The organism is Streptomyces sp. NPDC037083 (assembly GCF_055606485.1).
The window spans coordinates 417204-439236 of the sequence record NZ_JBVJSQ010000002.1; the positions used below are offsets into that span (position 1 = coordinate 417204).

A 22033-nucleotide genomic window follows, 5' to 3' on the forward strand; every position below is an offset into this window, starting at 1 on the left:
GTCTACCGGAGGTCGGCCGGGCGCTCTGCCCGAGGCCGGCGCGGCGCTCTGCCGGAGGTCGGCGCGACCGCTCCGCCGGAGATGCGCCGGGCCGGCTCCCGACACGGAGATCATGTAGCACTCATTAGTTAGACGCACTATCGACATCGGCGTACGATGACACGCATGCCCGAGCTCAGCCCTCGCCGACGCCTCCTGGTCCTCGCGATCTGCTGTATGAGCCTGCTGATCGTGAGCCTCGACGTCACGGTTCTCAATGTCGCCCTGCCCTCCATGCAGAGCGACCTGCACGCGTCCACCGCCGGCCTGCAGTGGACGATCGACGCGTACACGCTGGTGCTGGCCGCGCTGCTGATGCTGGCGGGCTCGACCGCCGACCGGATCGGCCGCAAGAAGGTGTTCATGGCCGGCCTGGTCGTGTTCTCCCTCGGTTCGCTGCTGTGCTCGCTCGCCCCGGACCTGGAGCTGCTGATAGCGGCCCGGATGATCCAGGCGGTCGGCGGCTCGATGCTGAACCCGGTCGCCATGTCGATCATCACCAACACCTTCACCGACCCGCGTGAGCGCGCCCGGGCGATCGGGGTGTGGGGTGCGGTCGTGGGCATCTCGATGGCCGCGGGCCCGCTGCTGGGCGGACTGCTGGTGGAGTCCGTGGGCTGGCGCTCGATCTTCTGGCTCAACCTGCCCGTCGGCCTGGTGGCCCTCCTGGCGACCCTGCGCTACGTCCCCGAGTCGCGCGCGCCCAAGGCACGGCGGCCCGACCCGGTCGGCCAGCTGCTGGTCATCGCCCTCTTCGGCTCCCTGACCTACGCGATCATCGAGGCGCCGGGGGCGGGCGCGGCGACCAGCGGCCCCTTCGCCGCCATGGCGCTGGCCGCGCTGCTGGGCCTGCTGTGGTACGAGCCCCGGCGCGCCGAACCCCTCATCGACCTGCGGTTCTTCCGCTCGGCGCCGTTCAGCGGCGCGACGGTGGTGGCGATCAGCGCGTTCGCCGCCCTGGGCGGGTTCCTCTTCCTGTCGACCCTGTACCTGCAGAACGTACGGGGCCTGGACGCCCTGCACGCGGGGCTGTGGATGCTGCCCATGGCCGTGCCGACGTTTCTGTGCGCCCCGCTTTCCGGACGGCTGGTGGGCAGCCGGGGACCGCGGCTTCCGCTGCTGATCGCCGGCGTCGCGATGACGACGAGCGGGCTGCTGTTCGCCGCCTTCGACGCGCAGACGTCCGACGCGACGCTGTTCCTCGGGTGCGTGCTGTTCGGGGTGGGCTTCGGGTTCGTGAACGCGCCGATCACCAACACGGCGGTCTCGGGGATGCCGCGCAGCCAGGCGGGGGTGGCGGCGGCGGTCGCCTCCACCAGCCGGCAGCTGGGCCAGACCCTGGGCGTCGCGGTGATCGGGGCGGTCCTGGCGGCGGGCGTGAACACCTCGTCGTACCGGGACACCTTCGCCTCCGCCGCCGTGCCCGGCTGGTGGATCCTCACCGGCTGCGGCCTGGTCGTCCTCGTCCTGGGCGCCGTGACCACCGGGCCGTGGGCCAGGCGGACGGCGGAGCGGACCGCACAGCGGCTGGAGGCGCCGGACGTCCGCGAGGCGGCGGGCGTCAGCGCCTGACCGCGGCCCGGGCCGCGGGGGCGTTCGCGCCGGTGTCGGCGAAGTCGAACAGGGCGATGGCGGCCACTCCGATGCCGAGCAGCGAGACCGTGGCCGCCCCGCCGCCGCAGACGGCGGCGAGCGGGGACGCGCCGAGCGCGGCCGCGGTGAGTCCGCAGACGAAGCCCAGCACGAGCGAGATCAGGACGCAGAACGCGAAAGCGATGAGCCTCTTGTGGTTGGCGCTCACCGATGCTCCTTCTTCCGGAGCAGGCGGCCGGTGAGAGCGACGGGCCCCGGCCGGCCACCCGCGCAGGCGGATGACATGTACTCCCCCATCCCCCGGCGTCAACCGACGCAGTTCTCAGAGGAGTTGGCCAAGTCGCCTTGCGCGCAACTCTTTTGCGAAGGTAGCACAGCCCCGAGCGCCGCGAAATGCCCCCGAAGTCACCCGGAGAGCGGGCGCACGGCGGCGTTTCGCGCGTACGCGTACAGCTTCTCCAGCCGCTCCCGGGTCTGCGCGTCCCGCGGTGCGTACGTCACCATGCGGGCCCCGTGGTCCGGGCTCAGCCAGAGGTCGGTGTGGGTGAGCGTGAGAAGGCCGACGTGCGGGTTGCGGAACTCCTTGGTCTTGCTGCGGCTCGAGACGACCTCGTAGCGCTCCCAGTTCTCCCGGAACTCCGGGGACTCCGTCTGCAGTCGCTTGACCAGCATCTTCCAGGCCGGCTCGGAGAGGTGACCGGCCATGGACGCACGGAGTTTCGCGGCCATCAGCCGCATGGACTCGTCGAGGTGGACGACCGACTCGCGCCACTGCGGATGGGTGTGGATGAGGACCATGCAGTTGCGGTCCTCGGGCGGGATCGCGTCGAGGTCGCACAGCAGATGGGCGTAGGTGCGGTTGTAGGCCAGGATGTCGTAGCGGCTGTTCTGGACGCAGGCGGGGAGCGGGTCGAGCTGGTCGAGCAGCTCGCGTACGGCGTCGGTGACACCGGCGCACGACGAGGCGGGCGTCGGGTCGGTCGCGCCGGCCAGCTGGAAGAGGTGCGCCCGTTCGCTCGGGTCGAGCATCAGCGTGCGGGCGAGGGCGTCCAGGACCTGCACCGAGACGTGGATGTCCCGGGACTGTTCGAGCCAGGTGTACCAGGTGACGCCGACCGCCGAGAGATGGGCGACCTCCTCGCGGCGCAGGCCGGGCGTACGGCGTCGCGCCCCGCGCGGGAGGCCCACCTGCTCGGGCGTGATGCGCTCGCGGCGGCTGCGCAGGAAGGCGGCCAGCTCGTGCCGTCTGATCTCCGAGCCGCCCGCCGTCGCACCGGGTGCCGCGCCTGCGGTCACCGTCGCCGTCCCGCCCTTCATGACCCCCGCCGTCGCACCGGGTGCCTGGCTCGCCGTCTGCTGGGCCGTCGTCGTCATGTCTCCAGCCTGCCGCGGTCCGGATCCTGTTGCCAGGTAGTCCTTGTACCAGGACAAGGAGACTCTGGTACCCGTCTGAGGGGCGACGCAGGCTCGGTTGCGTGACCCAGACAACCACGACCACCCTCCCGCAGGGCGCCCCGCTGCAGGCGGCGGCCCACTCCCTCGGCCCGCTCGGACTGTTCACCGTGCTGCTCGGCGCGGCGCTCCCCCTCATCGACTTCTTCATCGTCAACGTCGCCCTGCCCACCATGGGCCGGGACCTCGCCGCGAGCGAGTCAGTCCTCGAACTCGTCGTCGCCGGGTACGGGCTCGCGTACGCCGTGCTCCTCGTCCTCGGCGGCCGGCTGGGCGACCTGTTCGGCCGGCGCCGGCTCTTCCTGGGCGGCATGGCGGCCTTCGGCCTGACCTCGCTGGCCTGCGGGCTCGCGCCCGACGCCTGGGCGCTGGTCGCGGCCCGGGTCGCGCAGGGCGCATCGGCCGCCGCGATGGTCCCGCAGGTGCTCGCCACGATCCAGTCCACCACCGCCGGCGCGCGCCGCGCCAAGGCGATGAGCCTGTACGGCGCGACCGCCGGACTGTCCATGGTGGCGGGCCAGATCCTGGGCGGCGTGCTCGTCGCCGCGGACATCGCCGGCACGGGCTGGCGGTCCGTGTTCCTGGTCAACGTCCCCTTCGTGGCCGTCGGGCTGCTCCTGGCCGTCCGCACCGTTCCGGAGACCCGCTCGCAGCGCCCGGAGCCCGTGGACGGCCCCGGCACCCTGCTCCTCGCCGCCGCGCTGCTGACCCTGCTCGCCCCGCTCACCGAGGGCCGGGCGGCGGGCTGGCCGCTGTGGACGTGGCTGTCGCTGGCCGCGTTCCCGCTGGTGACGGGCGCGTTCTACGCGGTGGAGCGACGGGCCGACCGGCTGGGCCGTACGCCGCTGGTGCCGCCGAGCCTGTTCGCGCTCACCACGCTGCGGCGCGGGCTGACGATCATGGGGCCGCTCGCGGTCGGCTTCAGCGGGTTCATGTTCGTCATCGCCGTGGCCCTGCAGAGCGGGGCGGGGCTCGGGCCGGTGCGGGCGGGTCTCGCGCTCGCGCCGATGGCCCTGGCGTTCTTCCTCGCCTCGCTGGCCGGGCCGCGTCTGGTGGCGCGGTTCGGGGCACGGGTGGTGACCGCGGGCGCGGTCCTGCAGGGCGTGGGCGTCGTGCTCATCGTGCTGGCGGTGCGCGCCGACTGGCCGGACGTCGGCTTCGTCGAACTGCTGCCGGGCGCGGCGGTCGCCGGTGCGGGACAGGCGCTCCAACTGCCCGTCGTCATGCGGATCGTGATGTCCGAGGTGCCGCCGGCCCGCGCGGGCGTCGGCAGCGGTGTGATGGTCACCACCCAACAGGCCTCGCTGGCCCTGGGCGTGGCCACCCTCGGCACCCTGTTCCTTTCCCTGGTCCCGGGGATGGGCATGCGGGACGCCCTGGTGACCACGCTGGCCGTGCAGTTGGCCGGGGTGGTCGTGACGGGGCTGCTGAGCCTGCGGCTGCCCCGCAGGGTGGGGTAGGCGGCCCGCTGCGGGCTCGGCGCGCGGGGCGAGAACGCCGGGCGGAGAACGGCTTGGTCAAGTCGTGCGGCCGCAGCCCCCGTTGATGTTGGTGTTGCTGCACACTCCTTGCTGCGCGGGCAGAACGATGTCCCCGGACACTGGAGGCGTCATGCCGGAGATCGACACGAGCAAGGTGAGCCGCTGGGACGGGCACGGCCGGGAGCACGTCGTCAGGGTGCGGCGGGCCGGAGCGCAGCGCACCATCAGTTGTGACACCTGCGGCTGGCGCAGGGGCGCGCAGTTCCTGCCCTGGCTGAAGGCGCAGGAGCATCTGGCCGAGGCGCACCAGGCGACGGTGGATCCCACCGGGGGCCGCGAACACCGGTGAGTTCCGGTCGCTCCGGGAGTCGTAAGGGTCGAAGCATCGAAGCGAAGGATTCTCCCGACTCCCCGACTCCCCCGGAAGGCCGGCCCATGAGCGTTCTGCACCAGACCCTCCAGCGGTACGTGGACGACGGCGCCATGGCCGGAGCGGTGGCCCTGGTGGCCCGCGGCGACGCGGTGGAGGCCGCGACCGTGGGTTCGCGGGACGCCGACGGGACGGCCCCCATGACCCGGGACTCCCTCTTCCGCCTCGCCTCGATCACCAAGCCGGTCACGGCGACCGCGCTGCTGACGCTGGTCGAGGAGGGGGTGCTCGCCCTCGACGCGCCGGTCGCCGAGTGGCTGCCGGAGCTGGCGGACCCGATGGTGGTCCGCACGCCGTCCGCGCCGGTCGGCGACGTCGTCCCGGCGGCCCGTCCGATCACGGTCGAGGACCTGCTGAGCTCGCGCCCCGGCTGGGGCTTCCCCTCGGACTTCGCCCTGCCCGCCGTCCAGGCCCTCTTCGACGTGCAGAAGGACGGCCGCGCCCCGCAGGCCTACCCGGACCCGGACACCTGGCTGACGGATCTGGCCCGGGTGCCCCTGCTGTACCAGCCGGGCGAGGCCTGGCTGTACGGCACGGCGTCCGACCTGCAGGGCGTGCTGATCGCGCGGGCGTCGGGCCGGCCCCTTCCCGCGTTCCTGGCGGAGCGGATCTTCGAACCGCTGGGCATGACGGACACGGCGTTCGAGGTCCCGGAGGAGAAGCGGGACCGGTTCACCACGGCGTACCGTCCGGACGGCGCGGGCGGGCTGGAGGTGGCGGACGCTCCCGACGGCGAGTGGAGCAGCGTGCCGAGGTTCCCCTCGGGCGGCGGGGGCCTGGCGGGCACGGCCGACGACTGGCTGGCGTTCGCCCGGATGCTGCTGAACGGGGGCGAGGCGAACGGCCACCGCGTCCTGTCTCCCGTCTCGGTGAGCCGGATGACGACCGATCACCTGACGGAGGCCCAGCGCGAGATCGGCGCCCTCTTCCTCGAGGGCCAGGGCTGGGGCTACGGCGCGAGCGTCGACGTCGCCCCGGTCGATCGGTGGAACGTTCCGGGCCGCTACGGCTGGGTCGGCGGCACGGGGACGACGGCGCACATCGTCCCTCGGACGGGCACGGTCACGATCCTCCTCACCCAGACGGCGATGGCGAACCCGACGCCGACACCGCTGATGCGGGATTTCTGGCGGTGTACGGCGGAGTGAGCGCGGAGTAGTCCGGGAGGAAAGGTGCGAAAGATCGCCTTACGCTCCGAATATGCACCCTTCACGTGCCCGCCTCGGCATCATGGCGACGGTCCTCGGCCTCGTGGCGGTGCTCGGCATCGTATGGCTGGTCAGATCGGCCACCACCGGCACCGAGAACACCGCAGGCACCGACGGAACGAGCAGCTCCGGCGCGCATTCGAACGCCACGGGCGAGGAAAACGGCGACGGCGACGGTCACGGTGACGGTGACGGAACCGTCGACAGCGACGGCGACGGCACGCCCGACGGCGGAACACCCCGATCGGGAGAGGCATCGAAGGGCACCGGCGACGGCGGCCGCACATCGGACGGAGGCGAGAAGCAGGAAGGCGGCACGAAGCCCTTCCACGTCAACGGCGTGAACATCAACGGCAACGGCAACGGCGACGGCTGTGTGACCTTCATCAACAAAACAGCCACCCCCGTGCACGTCACAAGCGTCTCTTTCACCGTGGTCAGCGCCCCCAAAGGCGCGAAGTCGGTCGCCATCCAGTCGGACAACGCCGCACACTGCTCACAGGGCGAGGACGACGCCGACCCGAAGGACCCCCCGTGCAACGGTTTGCTGCTGATCGAGGGCAAGCAGTGCCGGGCCGGAGCGGTCCTCGGACGAGGGGCCTCGCCCGGGAGCTACGAGGTCGCGGCGGTGGCCAAGGTCACGGTCCGCTGCGTCAACGAGATCAATCCGTGCGATCTCGTCGCGAAGCAGGGCGGGCCGACGCCGACCTCCAAGAACCCCGTGCTGGTCTCCGGCGAGTCCGAGTCCCTCTCCACGTCGCTCGATGTCGAGGGGACCACGTCACCGCCGGAGGACTCACCCTCGTCCGACAGCACCTCCCCGCCTGAGGAGATCGCCCCCGAATCCGACAGCTCTCCCGCCTCGGAGGAGGAGGGATGACGGCCGAGCCGCCGCCAGGGCCGGAGCCGCCGCCGGAACCCGAGCCGCCCGCGGGCGATGAGCTGGCCGTCCCGGCCCGGCTGCGGCGGCTCGCCGAGGCGCTGGGGCCGGCGACCCTGGCGACCGCGCTGCTGCTGTACTTCGGCTACATCGCCACCCGCGCGCGGTACGCCTATTTCGGCGTCCCCGTGGAGATGACCGGCCGGTCCAACCAGGACCTGATGCTGGACGGCATGGAGGTGGTCTTCGTGCCCGCGGCGATGATCTTCCTCGGCGTCATGCTGCTCGTCGCGATCCACGCCGTCACCCTGTGGGTCCTCTCCCGCGACGCGCACACCGGCGACGAGACCTCCGCCGCCGCCTTCCTCGCGTACGGCTTCCTCCTCCTCGGCGTCCTGCTGATCGCCAGGGCGCTGATCGGCATCTTCGTGCAGAGTTCCGAGGTCAGCGTGGTCTTCGGCACCACGCCGCTGTCGCTGGCCTTCGGTCCGGCTGCGGTGGCGTACGGCGTCTGGATCTACGGCCGCCGGCGCGGGCGTCCGGTGCTGCCGACGCGCCTGGCCCGCAACGGCGTGATGTGCGCGCTCGCGCTGGGGGTGTTCGGACTGTTCTGGGGGTCGACGCAGCTGGCGTGGGCGTACGGGAAGGGGCGGGGCGAGGAGGACGCGGACGGCCTCGGCCGGCGGCCCGAGGTCGTCGTCGACACCAAGGAGCCGCTCGACGGGCTGCCCGTGGGGGTGAGCGTGAGCCGGCTCGGCTCGGCCGGAAAGGACGGCCGGACGTATCTCTACCGCTACCGGGGTTTCAGGCTGCTGATGGCGTCCGGCGGGCGGCTGTTCCTGGTGACGCCCCAGTGGGACGCGGGCCGGGACCAGACGGTCGTCCTGCCCTACGGTGACGACATCCGGGTGCAGCTCCTCGCTCAGGAGGACGCGGTCTGAGGCCGCAGCCCGCACAGCAGCAGGTCCACCACCGCCGCGAAGTCGTCCTCGACGCCCGGCCGCTCCCAGACCTCGAAGTAGCCCGGGTCGTGGAAGCGACCGGTGGCATGGAAGACGGCGCGGGCGGCGGCCCCCGGGTCGGGAGCCGCGAAGGCCCCGGTCCGGACTCCCGCCTCGATGATCGAGGTCAGCTGCCCGGTGAGATCGGCCAGGTGCTCGCCGACCACCGGGCCGTTCTCGCCGGTCAGCACCATGTACGTGGCGAACAGCTCGGGATCGTCGCCCGCCTTGCGGCGCTTGGCCTCGAAGAGCGCCGCGAGCCAGTCGCGCAGCCGGGTCTGCGGGGGGCGGGCCTCGTCGGCGGTGATGCCGGAGAGGGTCTGCGACGTACGGTCCAGCCACCGCTTGGTGACCGCCTCGCGCAGCGCCGCCTTGGTGCGGAAGTGGCGGTAGACGCTGCCGTGGCTGACGCCGAGCGCGCGGGCCACGTCGACCACGGTGGCCTTGGCCGGGCCGTGACGGCGCAGCACCTCCTCGGTCGCCTCGAGGATGCGCTCGGCGGTCAGGGTCTCGGAGGTCTGCGGTGCCATGGTGAGACGGTACCCGGCAGGGTGGTCAGCGCTCGCTGTCGAGGTGCACCATGGCCGCGGCCGCGTACCGGTCGCCGGCCGCCGAGCCGTCCGGCACGGCCGCCTCGATCACCGCGAGGTCCTCGCCGTCGAGGACGACGTCCAGCGCGCCGAGCGACTCCGCGAGCCGCTCCCGGGTACGGGCGCCGACCAGCGGGACGATGTCCTCGCCCTGGGCCAGCACCCAGGCGATGGCGAGCTGGGCCACGGAGACGCCCTTGCCCTCGGCGACCTTCCGCAGCGACTCCACCAGCGTGAGGTTGTGCCGGAGGTTGTCCCCCTGGAAGCGCGGCGAGTGACGACGGAAGTCGCCGGCGCCGAGCTCCCGGGCGGCCGTGAAGTGTCCGGAGATCAGGCCGCGGGAGAGGACTCCGTACGCCGTGATGCCGATGCCCAGCTCGCGGGTGGTCGGCAGGATCGACCGCTCGATGCCGCGGGTGATCAGTCCGTACTCGATCTGGAGGTCGGCGATCGGCGCGGTGGCGGCGGCCCTGCGGATCGTCTGCGCCCCGGCCTCGCTGAGGCCGATGTGCCGGACGTACCCCTGCTCCACCAGCTCGGCGATCGCGCCGACCGTCTCCTCGATCGGCACGTCGGGGTCGACTCGGGCGAGCCGGTAGACGTCGATGTGGTCGACGCCGAGGCGCTGGAGGGAGTAGGCGGCGAAGTTCTTCACGGCGGCGGGCCGGCCGTCGTAACCCGCCCAGGAGCCGTCCGGCCCGCGCAGCGCGCCGAACTTCACACTGGTCAGCGCCTGCTCGCGCAGCGCGGGGGGCGCGGTACGCAGTGCCTCGCCGATCAGCAGTTCATTACTGCCCATGCCGTAGAAGTCACCGGTGTCGAGGAGGGTGACGCCCGCCTCCAGCGCCGCGTGGATGGTCGCGATCGCCTCACCGCGGTCCGCGTCGCCGTACAGCGCGGACATGCCCATGCAGCCGAGGCCGAGGGCGGAGACCTGAGGTCCGGTGGTACCGAGGGAACGGGTTCGCATCGTCATGCCCTCAGAGTGCCATGACAGCTGACAGATTTCAATATCTGTCATTCCATAGCTGCCGCCCCCCGCCCGTCCGGTCGACGCGCCCGGCAGGGCGAGGACAATGGAATATGTCGGTGCGCAGTCACCCCGGCGGCGCCTGCCACCGGCCGAGCGGCCCTTCCGCGCCGCCGTGGAGGCCTGTCATGAGCATCCGCATCGCCACGTTCAACATGGAGAACCTCTTCCGCCGACCCACGGCCTTCCGGCTCGAGAGTCCGGCCGAGCGCAAGGAAATCCTCGACGACTTCGCCACCCTGGGCGCTCTCCTCGACCTGCCGGAGTACACGGCCGACGACAAGAGGAAGATCGCCGGGCTCATCGAGAAGCACCGGGCGTACGCGATCGACCCGGAGGACCCGCCGCCCATGTACGTGAACCAGTCACGCCCGGGCAAGGACTCCGGACTGTTCAAGCCGCCGGGGCGGGGCAGGCACCCCCACATCGAGGTCACCGCCAAGGGCCGTTCCGCATGGGCCGGTTGGGTCGAACTGGGGCAGGACGACCTCGACCTGGAGACGGTGCGCAACACCGGCCGGGTGGTCTCGGAGGTCGACGCCGACGTCCTGCTCACCGTCGAGGTCGAGGACCGTCTCGCCCTGGAGCGCTTCAACTCGCAGGTGCTGGGCGGAGCGCTCGGCAGGCGGCCCTACCCCTACGCCCTGCTGATCGACGGCAACGACAGCCGGGGCATCGACATCGGGATCTTCAGCCGGTACCCGATCACGTCCCTGCGCACCCACATCTTCGAGACCAACCCGGACCGTCCCGACGAGCGCCTCTTCAGCCGCGACTGCCCCGAGTTCGAGATCCGGCTCAACGGCACACCCCTGGTGATCCTCGGCAACCACCTGAAGAGCAAGTCCAACGACGATCCGGCACTGCGGCTGGCCCAGGCCAGACGCGTCGCGGAGATCTACCGGGCCGCGCTGGAGCGCACCCCGCACGTCATCGTCGCCGGGGACCTCAACGACTTCCCCAGCAGCGACACGGTCGTGACACTGGAGGGCGCCGGACTGCGGGACGCGATGAGCCACCGCTCCTACAAGGGACTGCCCGGCACGTTCAAGCCGTGCCAGAGCGAGCGGGACAAGATCGACTACCTGCTGATGTCGCCGGGGGTGTGGCAGGAGGTGCAGCACGTCGGCCTGGAGACCCGCGGCATCTTCGCGGACGGCATCAAGTCCTTCGACACCGTGACCTCGCCGGTCGACGCGGCCTCCGACCACGCGGCGCTCTACATGGACGTCGACCTGTAGGCGCCGACGAAACGGCCCCATGCCTCAGCGCCGAACACCAGGACGCCCCGGTCCGGGTCCTTGCTGTCCCGGACCGGGACGAGGGAGGGGACGCCTTCGGCGACTTCGAGGCAGTTGCCGCCGTCAGAGTTGCTGTAGCTGCTCTTGCGCCAGGCGGCGACATCGAGCAGGTCGTCCGAGATCTCGAGGCACTCGCCGCCATCCGAGTTGCTGTGGGAGCTCTTGCGCCACGTCAAACTGCTCAGGTCGATGGCTCGCACGGCACTTCCTCCAACATCCGCAGGATGAACATCCGCGACTCTGCAGGGCTGAGCGCCAGGTCGCGAACCCCATCATAGGTACGGTGTAGGCGCTCAACCCTGCTGGTTTCCTCCACCAGTTCACCTCGTACGTCGAACTCGGTATAGGCGACTGTTCGGCCTTCCGGGAGACGCAGGAACATCACGGACGTGCCGTCGAGCGGATGCAGCCCTGTGCCGAACGGCAGCACATGAAGGGTGATGTTGGAGTGCTCCGAAGCCTCCACCAAGTACTCCAACTGCCCCCGCCACTCCACTGGGTAACTCAAGGAATTGCGCAGCACCGCCTCGGAGATGATCGCCCGGAACGGCGGCGAGCCGGGCCCCTCCAGAACGCTTCGCCGACCGACACGCGCATCGACCTGCTGCTCCAGCGCTTCCCCCGTGAGGCCGCCCGCGGCGAGGGCTTCCCTCGCGTAGCCGGCCGTCTGGAGCAACCCGGGCGGCCTGCTGACGCCGTAGTGCCAGAGGCCGATCGCGCCCGCCTCCAACTCCATGTACCGCCGATACTGCTCCTTGAACTGCGAGGTGTCGCCGACGGCCAGCTCCCACAAGGCGAGCAGCATCGGCGTCGTCCCGTAATGCTGGTCCAGCGCCTCCACGACCTCCGGGCTTCCCAGGCTCTGACCGCCCTCCATCTTGCCGAAGGTCGACGCGGTCCAGCCCAGCACCTCCTCCAGTTGCCGCAGGCTGTCCCCCTTGGCCGCCCGCAGTGAGCGCAGTTCCTCCGCGAACCGCCGCCGGGGTTCCTGACTGCGCCCCGTGACCACCCGCCTCGCCGGCATCGCGCCCCCTCCGCATTTGTGGAATTTGCGCCGCCGATCGCCTCCGCAGCGTCCGTCGACGGCGTGTCCGGCCCGCCCGGAGGTCATCCTGACGACACCCCCACCACCCAGAGTAGCCCAACCCTCACATTCAGTATGGAAGTTGGGCAAAAGGAGCGGACGACATGCAGCACGAACCCGGCGCCCTTCTCTACGACCCGGCCACGGACAAGGTTGGCGAGTACCAGGACCGCTCCGGCCCCTACGCGATGCTGCGACCGGTCGGCGGCGGCCGGGAGTGGCAGGCCGACCCCGCCGAGCTGCGGCCGGCGACCGAGCGCGAGCGGCTGCGCGCGGGGGTCCGCGCGGCGAACGAGCGGGCCCGCACCGACGGGCCGTTCATGCTGGGCCTGCGCCGCCCGCCCGAGCCGACGCCGGACTGCCCGGAGTGCGCGGAGCTCGCCCAGCGCCGCGCCGAGGCCCGCGCCGCGCACGACTACAGCGCCGAGACCGACGCGAACGTCCTGCTCCGCGGCCACCGGCGGGACAGCCATCCCGCCTCATGAAGCGCCCCCGCCTCACGACGCGGGGCCGGCCCCGACGGGAGTCCCGTCGGGGCCGGCCCCGGTCTGCTGGATGCCGCGGGCGGCTACGCGCCGACCAGGCGCGCGGCCAGGTAGCCCTCGATCTGGTCGAGGGAGACGCGCTCCTGCTTCATGGAGTCACGCTCGCGGACGGTGACCGCGTTGTCCTCGAGGGTGTCGAAGTCCACCGTCACGCAGAACGGCGTGCCGATCTCGTCCTGGCGGCGGTAGCGGCGGCCGATGGCGCCGGCGTCGTCGAACTCGATGTTCCAGTTCTGGCGCAGCGCGGCGGCGAGGCCCTTGGCCTTCGGCGACAGCTCGGGGTTGCGGGAGAGGGGCAGGACCGCGACCTTGACCGGGGCGAGACGGTGGTCGAGGCGCAGCACCGTGCGCTTCTCCAGCTTGCCCTTGGCGTTGGGGGCCTCGTCCTCGACGTAGGCGTCGAGCAGGAACGCCAGCATCGCGCGGCCGACACCGGCCGCGGGCTCGATGACGTACGGCGTCCAGCGCTCGCCGGCCTCCTGGTCGAAGAAGGAGAGGTCCTGGCCGGAGGCCTTGGAGTGCGCGCCGAGGTCGTAGTCGGTGCGGTTGGCGACGCCCTCCAGCTCGCCCCACTCGTTGCCGCCGAACTGGAAGCGGTACTCGATGTCAGCGGTGCGCTTGGAGTAGTGGGAGAGCTTCTCCTTCGGGTGCTCGTACCACCGCATGTTCTCCTCGCGCAGGCCCAGGCCGGTGTACCAGTTCCAGCGCTGCTCCATCCAGTACTCCTGCCACTTCTCGTCCTCGCCCGGCTTGACGAAGAACTCCATCTCCATCTGCTCGAACTCGCGGGTGCGGAAGATGAAGTTGCCGGGCGTGATCTCGTTGCGGAACGACTTGCCCATCTGGGCGATGCCGAACGGCGGCTTGCGGCGCGAAGTGGTCTGCACCTGCGAGAAGTTGGTGAAGATGCCCTGCGCGGTCTCCGGGCGCAGGTAGGCGATGGAGCCGGTGTCCTGCGTCGGACCGAGGTGGGTGGAGAGCAGGCCCGAGAACTGCTTGGGCTCGGTGAACTGGCCCTTGTTGCCGCAGTTGGGGCAGTTCACGTCCGCCAGGCCGTTCTCCGGGGCGCGCTTGTGCTTGGCCTCGTACGCCTCTTCCAGGTGGTCCGCGCGGAACCGCTTGTGGCAGGAGGTGCACTCGGTCAGCGGGTCGGAGAAGGTGGCGACGTGACCGGAGGCGACCCAGACCTCGGGGGCCAGGATGACGGACGAGTCGATGCCGACCACGTCCTCGCGCGACGTCACCATGTAGCGCCACCACTGGCGCTTCAGGTTCTCCTTGAGCTCGACACCCAGCGGTCCGTAGTCCCAGGCGGCACGCTGGCCGCCGTAGATCTCACTGCAGGGGAATACGAAGCCACGGCGCTTGCTCAGGCTGACGATGGTGTCGATCTTGTCGGCGGCCACGGTGCTCTCTTCATAACGACGACGGGCGACGAAGCGAGGTGCTTCCAGCGAAGACTTCAGGGTACCGGCGGGGACTCCCCCTCAACCAAATCGGGACCCCGTTCCCAGGGGCCATACCGCAGCCCTTCGGGCCTTACCGGTCCCTTACGCGGCCCTCACCCGACGCCTTGTTGACAACGGTTTCCATATTTGTTGAAAATGACTGTCATGAACGTACGACGACTCATATCCGGCACGGCGGTCGCGGCGGCCACCGCCCTCGGTCTCGGCACCCTCTCCGCCTGCTCTTCCGACAGCGCGGCCGCGGCCAACACGGACAAGTTCGACGTCGTCGCGTCGTTCTACCCGATGGCCTACCTCGCCGAGCAGATAGGCGGGGACCATGTGAACGTCACCAGTCTCACCCAGCCCGGCCAGGAGCCGCACGACCTGGAGATCAGCGCCAAGGAGACGGCCGCTCTGCAGGAGTCCGAGGCGGTGCTCTATCTCAAGAACCTCCAGCCCTCCGTCGACGACGCGGTGGCCCAGTCCGAGGTCAAGACCAAGATCGACGCGGCCTCCCTCACCACGCTGGAGAAGCACGGCAACGAGGTCGGCGGGCACGCGGCCGAGCACGACGACCACGAGAACGAGGAGCTGTCCGGCCTCGACCCCCACATCTGGCTCGACCCGGTGAGGTACTCCCAGGTCGCCGAGGGCGTCGGCAAGGCCTTCGAGAAGGCCGACCCGGACCACGCGGCCGATTACAAGGCCAACACCGCGGCCCTGGTGAAGAAGCTCGGCGACCTGAACACCGAGTTCGAGAAGGGGCTCGCGAACACGAGGACGAAGGTCTTCGTCACCACGCACGCCGCCTTCGGCTACCTCGCCGAGCGCTACGGCCTGACCGAGGAGGCCATCAACGGCCTCGACCCCGAGTCGGAGCCCAGCGCAGCCCGCGTCAGGGAGCTTGAGAAGATGGCCGAGGCGGACGGCGTCACGACCGTGTTCTACGAGACGCTCGTCAGCGACAAGACCGCGAAGACCATCGCCTCCGACGCGCACCTCAGGACCGACGTCCTCGACCCGATCGAGGGCATCACGGAGAAGTCCCGCGGCAAGGACTACTTCTCGGTCCAGCAGGCCAACCTCAAGGCGCTGCAGACGGCCCTGGGAACCAAGTGACCACTACGGAGGGCGTCATGGACGCGTTGGCCGAGCCCGTCATTTCGATGCGCGGTGTCCGCGCCGAGCTGGGCTCGCGCCCCGTCCTGCGGGGCGTCGACCTCACCGTGCGGCGCGGTGAGGTCGTCGCCCTGCTCGGCGCGAACGGCTCCGGCAAGTCCACGGCCGTGCGCAGCGTCATCGGCCAGGTCGCGATCGCCGCCGGCGAGATCGAGCTGTTCGGCGCCCCGCACCGCCGGTTCCGGGACTGGGCGCGGATCGGATACGTACCGCAGCGCACGACGGCCGCGGGCGGGGTCCCGGCCACGGTGACCGAGGTCGTCTCCTCCGGCCGCCTCTCGCGCACCCGCTTCGGCGTCTTCCGCAAGGCCGACCACGCGGCCGTACGGCAGGCCCTGGAACTCGTCGGCATGGCGGACCGGGCGAAGGACAACGTCGACGCCCTCTCCGGCGGCCAGCACCAGCGCGTGCTCATCGCCCGCGCGCTCGCCTCCGAACCCGAGCTGCTGATCATGGACGAGCCGATGGCGGGCGTCGACCTGGCCAGCCAGGAGGTGCTGGCGCACACCCTGCGGGAACAGGTCGCGGCGGGCACGACCGTCCTGCTGGTCCTGCACGAACTGGGCCCCCTGGAACCCCTCATCGACCGGGCGGTCGTCCTGCGCGACGGCTGCGTGCTGCACGACGGGCCGCCCCCGCGGGCCGTGGGCCAGCACGCCCTGCCCGGCCACGACCATGTGCACCCGCACGCACCCGCGGGCGCCGAACCGATCCGCACGGGACTGCTGAGCTGATGGACCTCCTGAACTACGCCTTCATGCAGCGGGCGCTGCTCGCCGCGGTCCTGGTCGGCATCACGGCCCCCGCCGTCGGCATCTACCTCGTCCAGCGCCGCCAGGCCCTCATGGGCGACGGCATCGGCCACGTCGCGATGACCGGCGTCGGCCTCGGCTTCCTGCTGTCCTGGTCACCGGTGTGGATGGCGACGGCCGTGTCGGTGCTGGGCGCGGTGGTCATGGAACTCATCCGCTGGTACGGCAGGACCCGCGGCGACATCGCCCTCGCGATGCTCTTCTACGGCGGCATGGCCGGCGGTGTGATGTTCATCAACCTCGCGCCGACGGGCTCGAACGCCAACCTGACGTCGTACCTCTTCGGCTCGCTGTCGACGGTGTCGGAGTCGGACGTGACGGCGATCTGCCTGCTCGCCGGCTTCGTGGTGCTGGTCACCCTCGGCCTGCGCCGCCAGCTGTTCGCGGTCAGCCAGGACGAGGAGTTCGCACGGGTCACCGGGCTGCCCGTGCGCGCCCTGAACCTGCTCACGGCGGTCACGGCGGCCGTGACGGTGACCGTCGCGATGCGCGTGGTGGGCCTGCTGCTGGTGTCCGCCCTGATGGTCGTCCCGGTGGCCGCGGCCCAGCAGCTCAGCCGCAGCTTCGCCGCGACCTTCGCCATCGCGGTGGCGATCGGCGTGACGGTGACCATCGGCGGCACCGTGACCTCGTACTACCAGGACGTCCCGCCCGGCGCGACGATCGTGCTGCTGACCATCGCCGCGTTCATCGCGCTGAGCGTGCTGGCCGCCCCGCTGGCCCGCCGCCGCGCCCGCGCGCTGGCGGCCGCGCAGCCCGCGGGGGACCCCGCGGAGTGCACGATTCCGGCCACGAGGGCATCGGGGGACGAGGTCGGCGTCTGACTGCGCACAGACCGTGCTGGCACAATGGCCCGGCAAGCCGCAGACGTGAGGAGACAACGGTGACGACCGCTGGACCGCCCGTGAAGGGCCGCGCCACCCGGCAGCGCGCCGCCGTGGCGGCGGCGCTCGACGAGGTCGACGAGTTCCGCAGCGCGCAGGACCTGCACGACATGCTCAAGCACAAGGGCGACTCGGTCGGTCTGACCACCGTCTACCGCACCCTGCAGTCCCTCGCCGACGCGGGCGAGGTCGACGTCCTGCGCACCTCGGACGGCGAGTCCGTGTACCGGCGCTGCTCCACCGGCGAGCACCACCACCACCTCGTCTGCCGCGTCTGCGGCAAGGCCGTGGAGGTCGAGGGCCCGGCGGTCGAGAAGTGGGCCGAGGCCATCGCGGCGGAACACGGCTACGTGAACGTGGCGCACACGGTGGAGATCTTCGGCACGTGCTCCGACTGCGCGGAGGCCGCCGCCGGCTGAGCCGCCCGTGCGGCGCCGGCCCCACGGGCGGGCGCCGGCGGTCAGACCCGCGGCAGCCGGCCGTCCAGCACGGCCCGCAGGCGGTCGACGTCCTCGGAGGTGCGGGCGCCCCGCTTGACCAGGACGATCGCGCAGTGGCCGGCCTTGTCGGGGCTGCGCAGGACGAAGACCCTCTCCGACTCGGCGTAGCTGCCGTAGTTGGCCCAGCCCATGCGCAGGTCGGCGTGCGCACTCACCGTGCGCACGCCCTCCGGTCCGACGGACACCCGGATCCGGCCGTGGTGCCGGTTCGCCTTCAGCAACTGCGCGGCCGACAGACGCGGCGCGAAGTGCATCAGCACCGGCCACACCACGAACATCAAGCCGAACGACATTCCGGCCCCGTCGCCGTCGCGGACGCTCAGCACGAGCAGCACCGCCCCGGCCAGCGCGACGCACGCCAGGAACACCGGCCGGTGGATCAGACCCACCCGGCGCTGTTTGCGGGACACCAGCCTGACGGCGTCCTCCATGTCGTCGCGGTGGTGCTCGTACTCCAGCACCACCGCGTCCTCCCGCACGCCCACGGCCTGCTCTTCGCCCACGGCCCCTCCCCGGTCACTCGGTGACGAGCCGTGATCGTAACGGCCGGGTGGGACAGCCGGACGCCCGCGTCCGCTGCTACGAGCCGGGCTCCTGCTCCGAAGTCCTTCCCTCCAGGGACAGCAGCACCTCGTTCGGGGTGGCACCGCCGAAACGACGGTCCCGGGACGCGAACTCCACGCACGCCCGCCACAGGTCGCGGCGGTCGAAGTCCGGCCACAGGACGTCCTGGAAGACCATCTCCGCGTACGCGCTCTGCCAGATCAGGTAGTTGGAGGTGCGCTGCTCGCCGCTCGGCCGCAGGAACAGGTCGACGTCCGGCATGTCCGGGTAGTACAGGTACTTCGCGAGGGTCTTCTCGGTCACCTTGGAGGGGTCGAGACGTCCCGCCTTCACATCCTCCGCCAACGCCTGCGCGGCGTCCGCGATCTCCGCCCGACCGCCGTAGTTCATGCAGAAGTACAGGGTGAGACGGTCGTTGTCCTTGGTCTGCTCCTGGGCGACCTGGAGCTCCTTGGCGACCGACTTCCACAGCTTGGGCATCCGGCCCGCCCAGCGCACCCGGATGCCCAGCTCGTCGAGCTGGTCGCGGCTCTTGCGGATGAAGTCGCGGTTGAAGTTCATCAGGAAGCGGACCTCGTCGGGCGAGCGCTTCCAGTTCTCGGTGGAGAAGGCGTACAGCGAGACGTTGCGCACGCCGATCTCGACCGCGCCCTGCAGCACGTCGAGGACCTGCTCGGCGCCCACCTTGTGCCCCTCGGTGCGCGGCAGCCCGCGCTCCTTGGCCCAGCGGCCGTTGCCGTCCATGACGATCGCCACATGTTCGGGGACCAGCTCACCGGGGAGCTTGGGCGGGCGAGCGCCGGACGGGTGCGGCTCGGGCGTCCTGTACTCCCGACGCTGCCGCCCCAGGAACCCGCGTACGACCATGTGCCTCTCGTCTCCTTCACTTTTCCACATACCGAAGGGAGCGCAGGCCGCGCTCCAGATGCCAGTGCAGATAGGCGGACACCAGCCCGCTGCCCTCCCGGACGTGGCGCGGCTCGCACGCGTCCGCCGTCTCCCAGTCTCCCGTGAGCAGCGCGCCGAGCAGGACCAGGGTCTGCGGCGAGGGTACGACGCTGCCGGCCACCCGGCAGTCGGCGCAGACCGAGCCGCCGGCGGCGACGGAGAAGAACCGGTTGGGCCCCGGCATTCCGCACCTGGCGCAGTCGCCGAAGCTGGGCGCGTACCCGTTGACGGCCAGTGACCGCAGCAGGAACGCGTCGAGGACGAGGTGCGGGGCGTGCTCGCCGCGGGCCAGGGTCCGCAGCGCCCCGACGAGCAGCAGGTACTGCTGCACGGCCGGCTCGCCCTCGTGGTCGGTGAACCGCTCGGCGGTCTCCAGCATGGCCGTCCCCGCGGTGTAGCGGGCGTAGTCCGTCACGATGCCGCCGCCGTAGGGGGCGATGATCTCGCTCTGCGTGCACAGCGGCAGTCCGCGTCCGACCAGTTCGCTGCTGCCTCGGGCGAAGAACTGCACGTCGACGTGGGAGAAGGGTTCCAGACGGGCCCCGAACTTGGACTTCGTCCGCCGCACCCCCCGCGCCACGGCCCGCACCCGGCCGTGCCCGCGGGTCAGCAGCGTGATGATGCGGTCCGCCTCGCCGAGCTTCTGGGTCCGCAGGACGATGCCGTCGTCCCGGAAGAGGCTCATCGCGCACCGCCGGCAGCCTGCCGGGGGCGTGGCCCGCCGTCCGGTCGCGGCACGACGCGCCCTGCCTTCCCCGGTGTCTGGGGGCGCAGCAGGATGCCGTCGTCGCGGAACAGGCTCATGGCCCCCATTCTCGCCTACGCCAAGAGGGTGGCGTGCCCGCCCGCTACCATCCCTCGGGTGGCGAGGCGGGCGCTGGGGCGCGACTTCGGGTGGCTGTGGGGTGCGTACGCGGTCAGCGGCCTGGGGACCTGGCTGGCGTTCAACGCGTTTCCGATGATCGCCGTGCTGGAGCTGCACGCGGGCCCGTCCCAGGTGGCGGCGCTGGCGGCGGTGGGTCCTGCGGTGGGCGCGGTGCTGGCGGTGCCGCTGGGGCCGTGGGTGGAGTTCCGCCGCAAGCGTCCGGTGATGATCGCGGCGGACCTGGTGCGGTGCGCGGCGATGCTGAGCGTCCCGGTGGCGTTCGTGTCCGGCGGGCTCGGTCTCGCTCAGCTGCTGCTGGTGTCGGTGGTCGTGGCGGCGGCCGACATCTCGTTCACGGCGGCGAGCGGCGCGTTCCTGAAGTCGCTGCTGCCGCCGGAGGACCTGCTCGTCGCGAACGGCCGGTTCGAGTCGACTTTGTGGACGACGACCATGCTGGGGCCGCCCCTGGGCGGCGCCCTGATGAGCCTGTTCGGGCCGGTGGTGACGGTGACGGCGGACGCGGTCAGCTACCTCCTGTCGGCGCTCGGCCTGCGCGCGATCGGCGGGCGGGAGCCGGAGCCGTCGGCGCGGAAGGACCCGGCGGGCCGGCTGACCGCCGCAGACCTCCTCGCCGGCTGGCGCCACCTGTTCGCGCACCCCTCGCTGCGGGCGCTGTTCCTCAACACGATGCTGGTGAACGGCCTGATCATGGCCGGGATGCCGCTGCTGGCCGTGCTCATGCTGGGCCCGCTGCACTTCGCTTCCTGGCAGTTCACGCTCGCCTTCGCCGTGCCCTGCGCGGGCGGCCTGCTCGGCTCCCGGCTGGCGCCGCGGCTGGTCGCCCGGCACGGCCGCCGCCGGGTCCTGCTGACGGCGGGGACGCTGCGCGCCTGCTGGCCGATCGGGCTGGCGTTCGTCGGGCCCGGCGTGGGCGGTCTGGCGCTGGTGATGGCCGTGGAGTTCGGGTTGATCGCCTGCTCGGCCGTGTACAACCCGGTGCTCGCCACGGCGCGCCTCGAACTGACCCCGACGGACCGGGTGGTCCGCACGCTGTCGGCGTGGTCGGTCGGCACCAAGGCGGCCATCGCGGCGTCCACGGCCCTGTGGGGCGTGGTGGCGGCCGCGACCACGCCCCGCACCGCTCTCGCCCTGGCGGGCGCGGTCTCGCTGGCCACGCCGGCGCTGCTGCTCGCAACCAGGAGGCGGCAGGAGACGTCCGTGACCAGAGAGGCCCTGGTTCCCGACGGACGGAGAGAACGATCTTAGGCTCGACCACTCGCCGCACCCTGCTGACGGCCGGCGCGGCCACCGGCGCCGCCCTGCTCGCCGCCGGCCCCGCGCGGGCCGCCGCCGACACCGGCGCCGACCCCGTCGCCGCCCGCCTGCGCGACCTGGAGTCCCGGCACGACGCCCGGCTCGGCGTGTTCGCGTACAACGTCCGCACCCGCCGCCGCGTCCGCCACCGCGCCGACGAGCTCTTCCCGGTCTGCTCGCTGTTCAAGACCCTCGCCGTGGCGGCCGTGCTGCGGGACCTGGACGAGACGGCCCTGGACCGGCGCGTCCACTACACGGCGGACGACGTCGTGGAGAACTCCGAGATCACCAAGGACCACGTCGCCGACGGCATGACGATCGCCGAGCTGTCCGCAGCGGCGATCCAGCACAGCGACAACACGGCCGGCAACCTGCTCCTGCGCGAGCTGGGCGGCCCCGCCGCGATCACCCGCTTCGCCCGCTCCGTCGGCGACCGCGTCACCCGGCTCGACCGCTGGGAGCCGGAGCTCAACTCGGCCGAGCCGTGGCGGACCACCGACACCACGAGCCCGTACGCGATCGGCCGCACCTACGCCCGGCTGGTCCTCGGCGACGCACTCGCCGCCCCCGACCGCCGCCGCCTGACCGACTGGATGCTGGGCACCGTCACCAGCGCCAACCGCTTCCGCGCCGGCCTCCCCTCGACCTGGACGGTCGCCGACAAGACCGGCGGCGGCTGGTACGGCGCGAACAACGACGCCGGCATCGCCTGGACCCCGGACGGCGCCCCGGTCGTCCTCGCGGTCCAACTCACCAAGCCCGACCGGGATGCGGCCTACGACCACGCCCTGATCGTGGAGACGGCGGGGGTGCTGGCGGAGGGGCTGGGCTAGCGGCCGTCGGTAGGATCGAAACGACTTGGGGAGCAGGGCCGACGAAGGC

24 protein-coding genes are annotated in these 22033 nt (G+C 71.6%); 14 read left to right on the plus strand and 10 right to left on the minus strand.

Annotated features, from left to right (window positions below; translation table 11 throughout):
* Nucleotides 1-165: 165 nt before the first annotated feature.
* Nucleotides 166-1611 carry an MFS transporter gene (locus ACZ7DE_RS06630; protein ID WP_470758619.1) on the plus strand — a complete coding sequence of 482 codons (1446 nt, stop codon included), beginning with the start codon at nucleotides 166-168 and terminating at the stop codon, nucleotides 1609-1611.
* On the opposite strand, the gene ACZ7DE_RS06635 is transcribed toward ACZ7DE_RS06630, so the two are convergent.
* Together ACZ7DE_RS06635 and ACZ7DE_RS06640 are read right to left on the minus strand one after the other, a co-directional pair.
* Nucleotides 1601-1840 (minus strand): hypothetical protein, encoded by a 240-nt coding sequence (locus ACZ7DE_RS06635; protein WP_470758620.1) that lies wholly within the window; start codon nucleotides 1838-1840, stop codon nucleotides 1601-1603. The two genes, ACZ7DE_RS06630 and ACZ7DE_RS06635, sit on opposite strands and share 11 nt — an antisense overlap.
* A gap of 197 nt (nucleotides 1841-2037) precedes the next feature.
* A complete protein-coding gene (locus tag ACZ7DE_RS06640) occupies nucleotides 2038-2949 on the minus strand; it encodes a helix-turn-helix transcriptional regulator (RefSeq protein WP_470758986.1) in 912 nt (303 codons plus the stop codon).
* A gap of 158 nt (nucleotides 2950-3107) precedes the next feature.
* On the opposite strand from ACZ7DE_RS06640, the gene ACZ7DE_RS06645 reads away from it, so the two are divergent.
* The 5 genes from ACZ7DE_RS06645 (at nucleotide 3108) to ACZ7DE_RS06665 (ending at nucleotide 8024) form a co-directional block, all read left to right on the plus strand.
* Complete coding sequence (locus ACZ7DE_RS06645; protein WP_470758621.1) at nucleotides 3108-4544, plus strand: MFS transporter; 1437 nt, start codon at nucleotides 3108-3110, stop codon at nucleotides 4542-4544.
* 151 nt (nucleotides 4545-4695) lie between these two features.
* The gene (locus tag ACZ7DE_RS06650) at nucleotides 4696-4914 is read left to right on the plus strand and encodes a hypothetical protein (protein WP_470758622.1); all 219 of its coding nucleotides are present in this window, start codon (nucleotides 4696-4698) and stop codon (nucleotides 4912-4914) included.
* Nucleotides 4915-5000: 86 nt separating this feature from the next.
* Nucleotides 5001-6143 (plus strand): serine hydrolase domain-containing protein, encoded by a 1143-nt coding sequence (locus ACZ7DE_RS06655; RefSeq protein WP_470758623.1) that lies wholly within the window; start codon nucleotides 5001-5003, stop codon nucleotides 6141-6143.
* 52 nt (nucleotides 6144-6195) lie between these two features.
* The gene (locus ACZ7DE_RS06660; protein WP_470758624.1) at nucleotides 6196-7083 is read left to right on the plus strand and encodes a hypothetical protein; all 888 of its coding nucleotides are present in this window, start codon (nucleotides 6196-6198) and stop codon (nucleotides 7081-7083) included.
* On the plus strand, nucleotides 7080-8024 hold the full coding sequence (locus tag ACZ7DE_RS06665) for a hypothetical protein (protein WP_470758625.1): 945 nt from the start codon (nucleotides 7080-7082) through the stop codon (nucleotides 8022-8024). Before ACZ7DE_RS06660 ends, ACZ7DE_RS06665 begins: the two co-directional genes overlap by 4 nt.
* On the opposite strand, the gene ACZ7DE_RS06670 is transcribed toward ACZ7DE_RS06665, so the two are convergent.
* Both ACZ7DE_RS06670 and ACZ7DE_RS06675 read right to left on the minus strand, forming a co-directional pair.
* Entirely contained in the window at nucleotides 8006-8614 is a 609-nt protein-coding gene (locus ACZ7DE_RS06670) for a TetR/AcrR family transcriptional regulator (protein WP_470758626.1), read from the minus strand. The genes ACZ7DE_RS06665 and ACZ7DE_RS06670 overlap by 19 nt on opposite strands.
* 25 nt (nucleotides 8615-8639) lie before the next feature.
* Nucleotides 8640-9650 (minus strand): aldo/keto reductase, encoded by a 1011-nt coding sequence (locus ACZ7DE_RS06675; RefSeq protein WP_470758627.1) that lies wholly within the window; start codon nucleotides 9648-9650, stop codon nucleotides 8640-8642.
* 182 nt (nucleotides 9651-9832) lie between these two features.
* On the opposite strand from ACZ7DE_RS06675, the gene ACZ7DE_RS06680 reads away from it, so the two are divergent.
* Nucleotides 9833-10945 (plus strand): endonuclease/exonuclease/phosphatase family protein, encoded by a 1113-nt coding sequence (locus tag ACZ7DE_RS06680; protein ID WP_470758628.1) that lies wholly within the window; start codon nucleotides 9833-9835, stop codon nucleotides 10943-10945.
* On the opposite strand, the gene ACZ7DE_RS06685 is transcribed toward ACZ7DE_RS06680, so the two are convergent.
* Nucleotides 10924-11205 carry a DUF397 domain-containing protein gene (locus ACZ7DE_RS06685; RefSeq protein ID WP_470758629.1) on the minus strand — a complete coding sequence of 94 codons (282 nt, stop codon included), beginning with the start codon at nucleotides 11203-11205 and terminating at the stop codon, nucleotides 10924-10926. The two genes, ACZ7DE_RS06680 and ACZ7DE_RS06685, sit on opposite strands and share 22 nt — an antisense overlap.
* Nucleotides 11187-12029: a helix-turn-helix domain-containing protein gene (locus ACZ7DE_RS06690; protein ID WP_470758987.1), complete on the minus strand. Its 843-nt coding sequence runs from the start codon at nucleotides 12027-12029 to the stop codon at nucleotides 11187-11189. The genes ACZ7DE_RS06685 and ACZ7DE_RS06690 overlap by 19 nt, the downstream gene beginning before the upstream one ends.
* Before the next feature lie 164 nt (nucleotides 12030-12193).
* On the opposite strand from ACZ7DE_RS06690, the gene ACZ7DE_RS06695 reads away from it, so the two are divergent.
* Nucleotides 12194-12574 carry a hypothetical protein gene (locus ACZ7DE_RS06695; RefSeq protein WP_470758630.1) on the plus strand — a complete coding sequence of 127 codons (381 nt, stop codon included), beginning with the start codon at nucleotides 12194-12196 and terminating at the stop codon, nucleotides 12572-12574.
* A gap of 83 nt (nucleotides 12575-12657) precedes the next feature.
* On the opposite strand, the gene ACZ7DE_RS06700 is transcribed toward ACZ7DE_RS06695, so the two are convergent.
* Nucleotides 12658-14040: a glycine--tRNA ligase gene (locus tag ACZ7DE_RS06700; RefSeq protein ID WP_470758631.1), complete on the minus strand. Its 1383-nt coding sequence runs from the start codon at nucleotides 14038-14040 to the stop codon at nucleotides 12658-12660.
* 207 nt (nucleotides 14041-14247) lie between these two features.
* On the opposite strand from ACZ7DE_RS06700, the gene ACZ7DE_RS06705 reads away from it, so the two are divergent.
* From ACZ7DE_RS06705 to ACZ7DE_RS06720, 4 genes are read left to right on the plus strand one after another with little or no spacing between them, the layout of a single operon-like run.
* Nucleotides 14248-15204, plus strand: a complete 957-nt coding sequence (locus tag ACZ7DE_RS06705; protein ID WP_470758632.1) for a metal ABC transporter substrate-binding protein — start codon at nucleotides 14248-14250, stop codon at nucleotides 15202-15204.
* Nucleotides 15205-15221: 17 nt separating this feature from the next.
* Nucleotides 15222-15998, plus strand: coding sequence for a metal ABC transporter ATP-binding protein (locus ACZ7DE_RS06710; protein WP_470758633.1), 777 nt, complete (start codon nucleotides 15222-15224; stop codon nucleotides 15996-15998).
* Nucleotides 15998-16900, plus strand: a complete 903-nt coding sequence (locus ACZ7DE_RS06715) for a metal ABC transporter permease (RefSeq protein WP_470758634.1) — start codon at nucleotides 15998-16000, stop codon at nucleotides 16898-16900. The genes ACZ7DE_RS06710 and ACZ7DE_RS06715 overlap by 1 nt, the downstream gene beginning before the upstream one ends.
* A gap of 59 nt (nucleotides 16901-16959) precedes the next feature.
* Nucleotides 16960-17379, plus strand: a complete 420-nt coding sequence (locus ACZ7DE_RS06720; RefSeq protein ID WP_470758635.1) for a Fur family transcriptional regulator — start codon at nucleotides 16960-16962, stop codon at nucleotides 17377-17379.
* Nucleotides 17380-17420: 41 nt separating this feature from the next.
* Here ACZ7DE_RS06720 and ACZ7DE_RS06725 read toward each other — a convergent pair whose 3' ends face one another.
* From ACZ7DE_RS06725 to recO, 3 genes are all read right to left on the minus strand, one after another.
* The gene (locus ACZ7DE_RS06725; protein ID WP_470758636.1) at nucleotides 17421-17963 is read right to left on the minus strand and encodes a hypothetical protein; all 543 of its coding nucleotides are present in this window, start codon (nucleotides 17961-17963) and stop codon (nucleotides 17421-17423) included.
* A 76-nt stretch (nucleotides 17964-18039) separates the two neighbouring features.
* Nucleotides 18040-18891, minus strand: a complete 852-nt coding sequence (locus ACZ7DE_RS06730; protein WP_470758637.1) for an isoprenyl transferase — start codon at nucleotides 18889-18891, stop codon at nucleotides 18040-18042.
* A gap of 16 nt (nucleotides 18892-18907) precedes the next feature.
* On the minus strand, nucleotides 18908-19657 hold the full coding sequence (recO, locus tag ACZ7DE_RS06735; RefSeq protein WP_057574747.1) for a DNA repair protein RecO: 750 nt from the start codon (nucleotides 19655-19657) through the stop codon (nucleotides 18908-18910).
* Between the two features lie 177 nt (nucleotides 19658-19834).
* Between recO and ACZ7DE_RS06740 the strand changes: the two genes are divergently transcribed.
* Both ACZ7DE_RS06740 and bla read left to right on the plus strand, forming a co-directional pair.
* The gene (locus ACZ7DE_RS06740; protein ID WP_470758638.1) at nucleotides 19835-21103 is read left to right on the plus strand and encodes an MFS transporter; all 1269 of its coding nucleotides are present in this window, start codon (nucleotides 19835-19837) and stop codon (nucleotides 21101-21103) included.
* Complete coding sequence (gene bla / locus ACZ7DE_RS06745; protein ID WP_470758988.1) at nucleotides 21097-21984, plus strand: class A beta-lactamase; 888 nt, start codon at nucleotides 21097-21099, stop codon at nucleotides 21982-21984. The genes ACZ7DE_RS06740 and bla overlap by 7 nt, the downstream gene beginning before the upstream one ends.
* Nucleotides 21985-22033 lie beyond the last annotated feature (49 nt).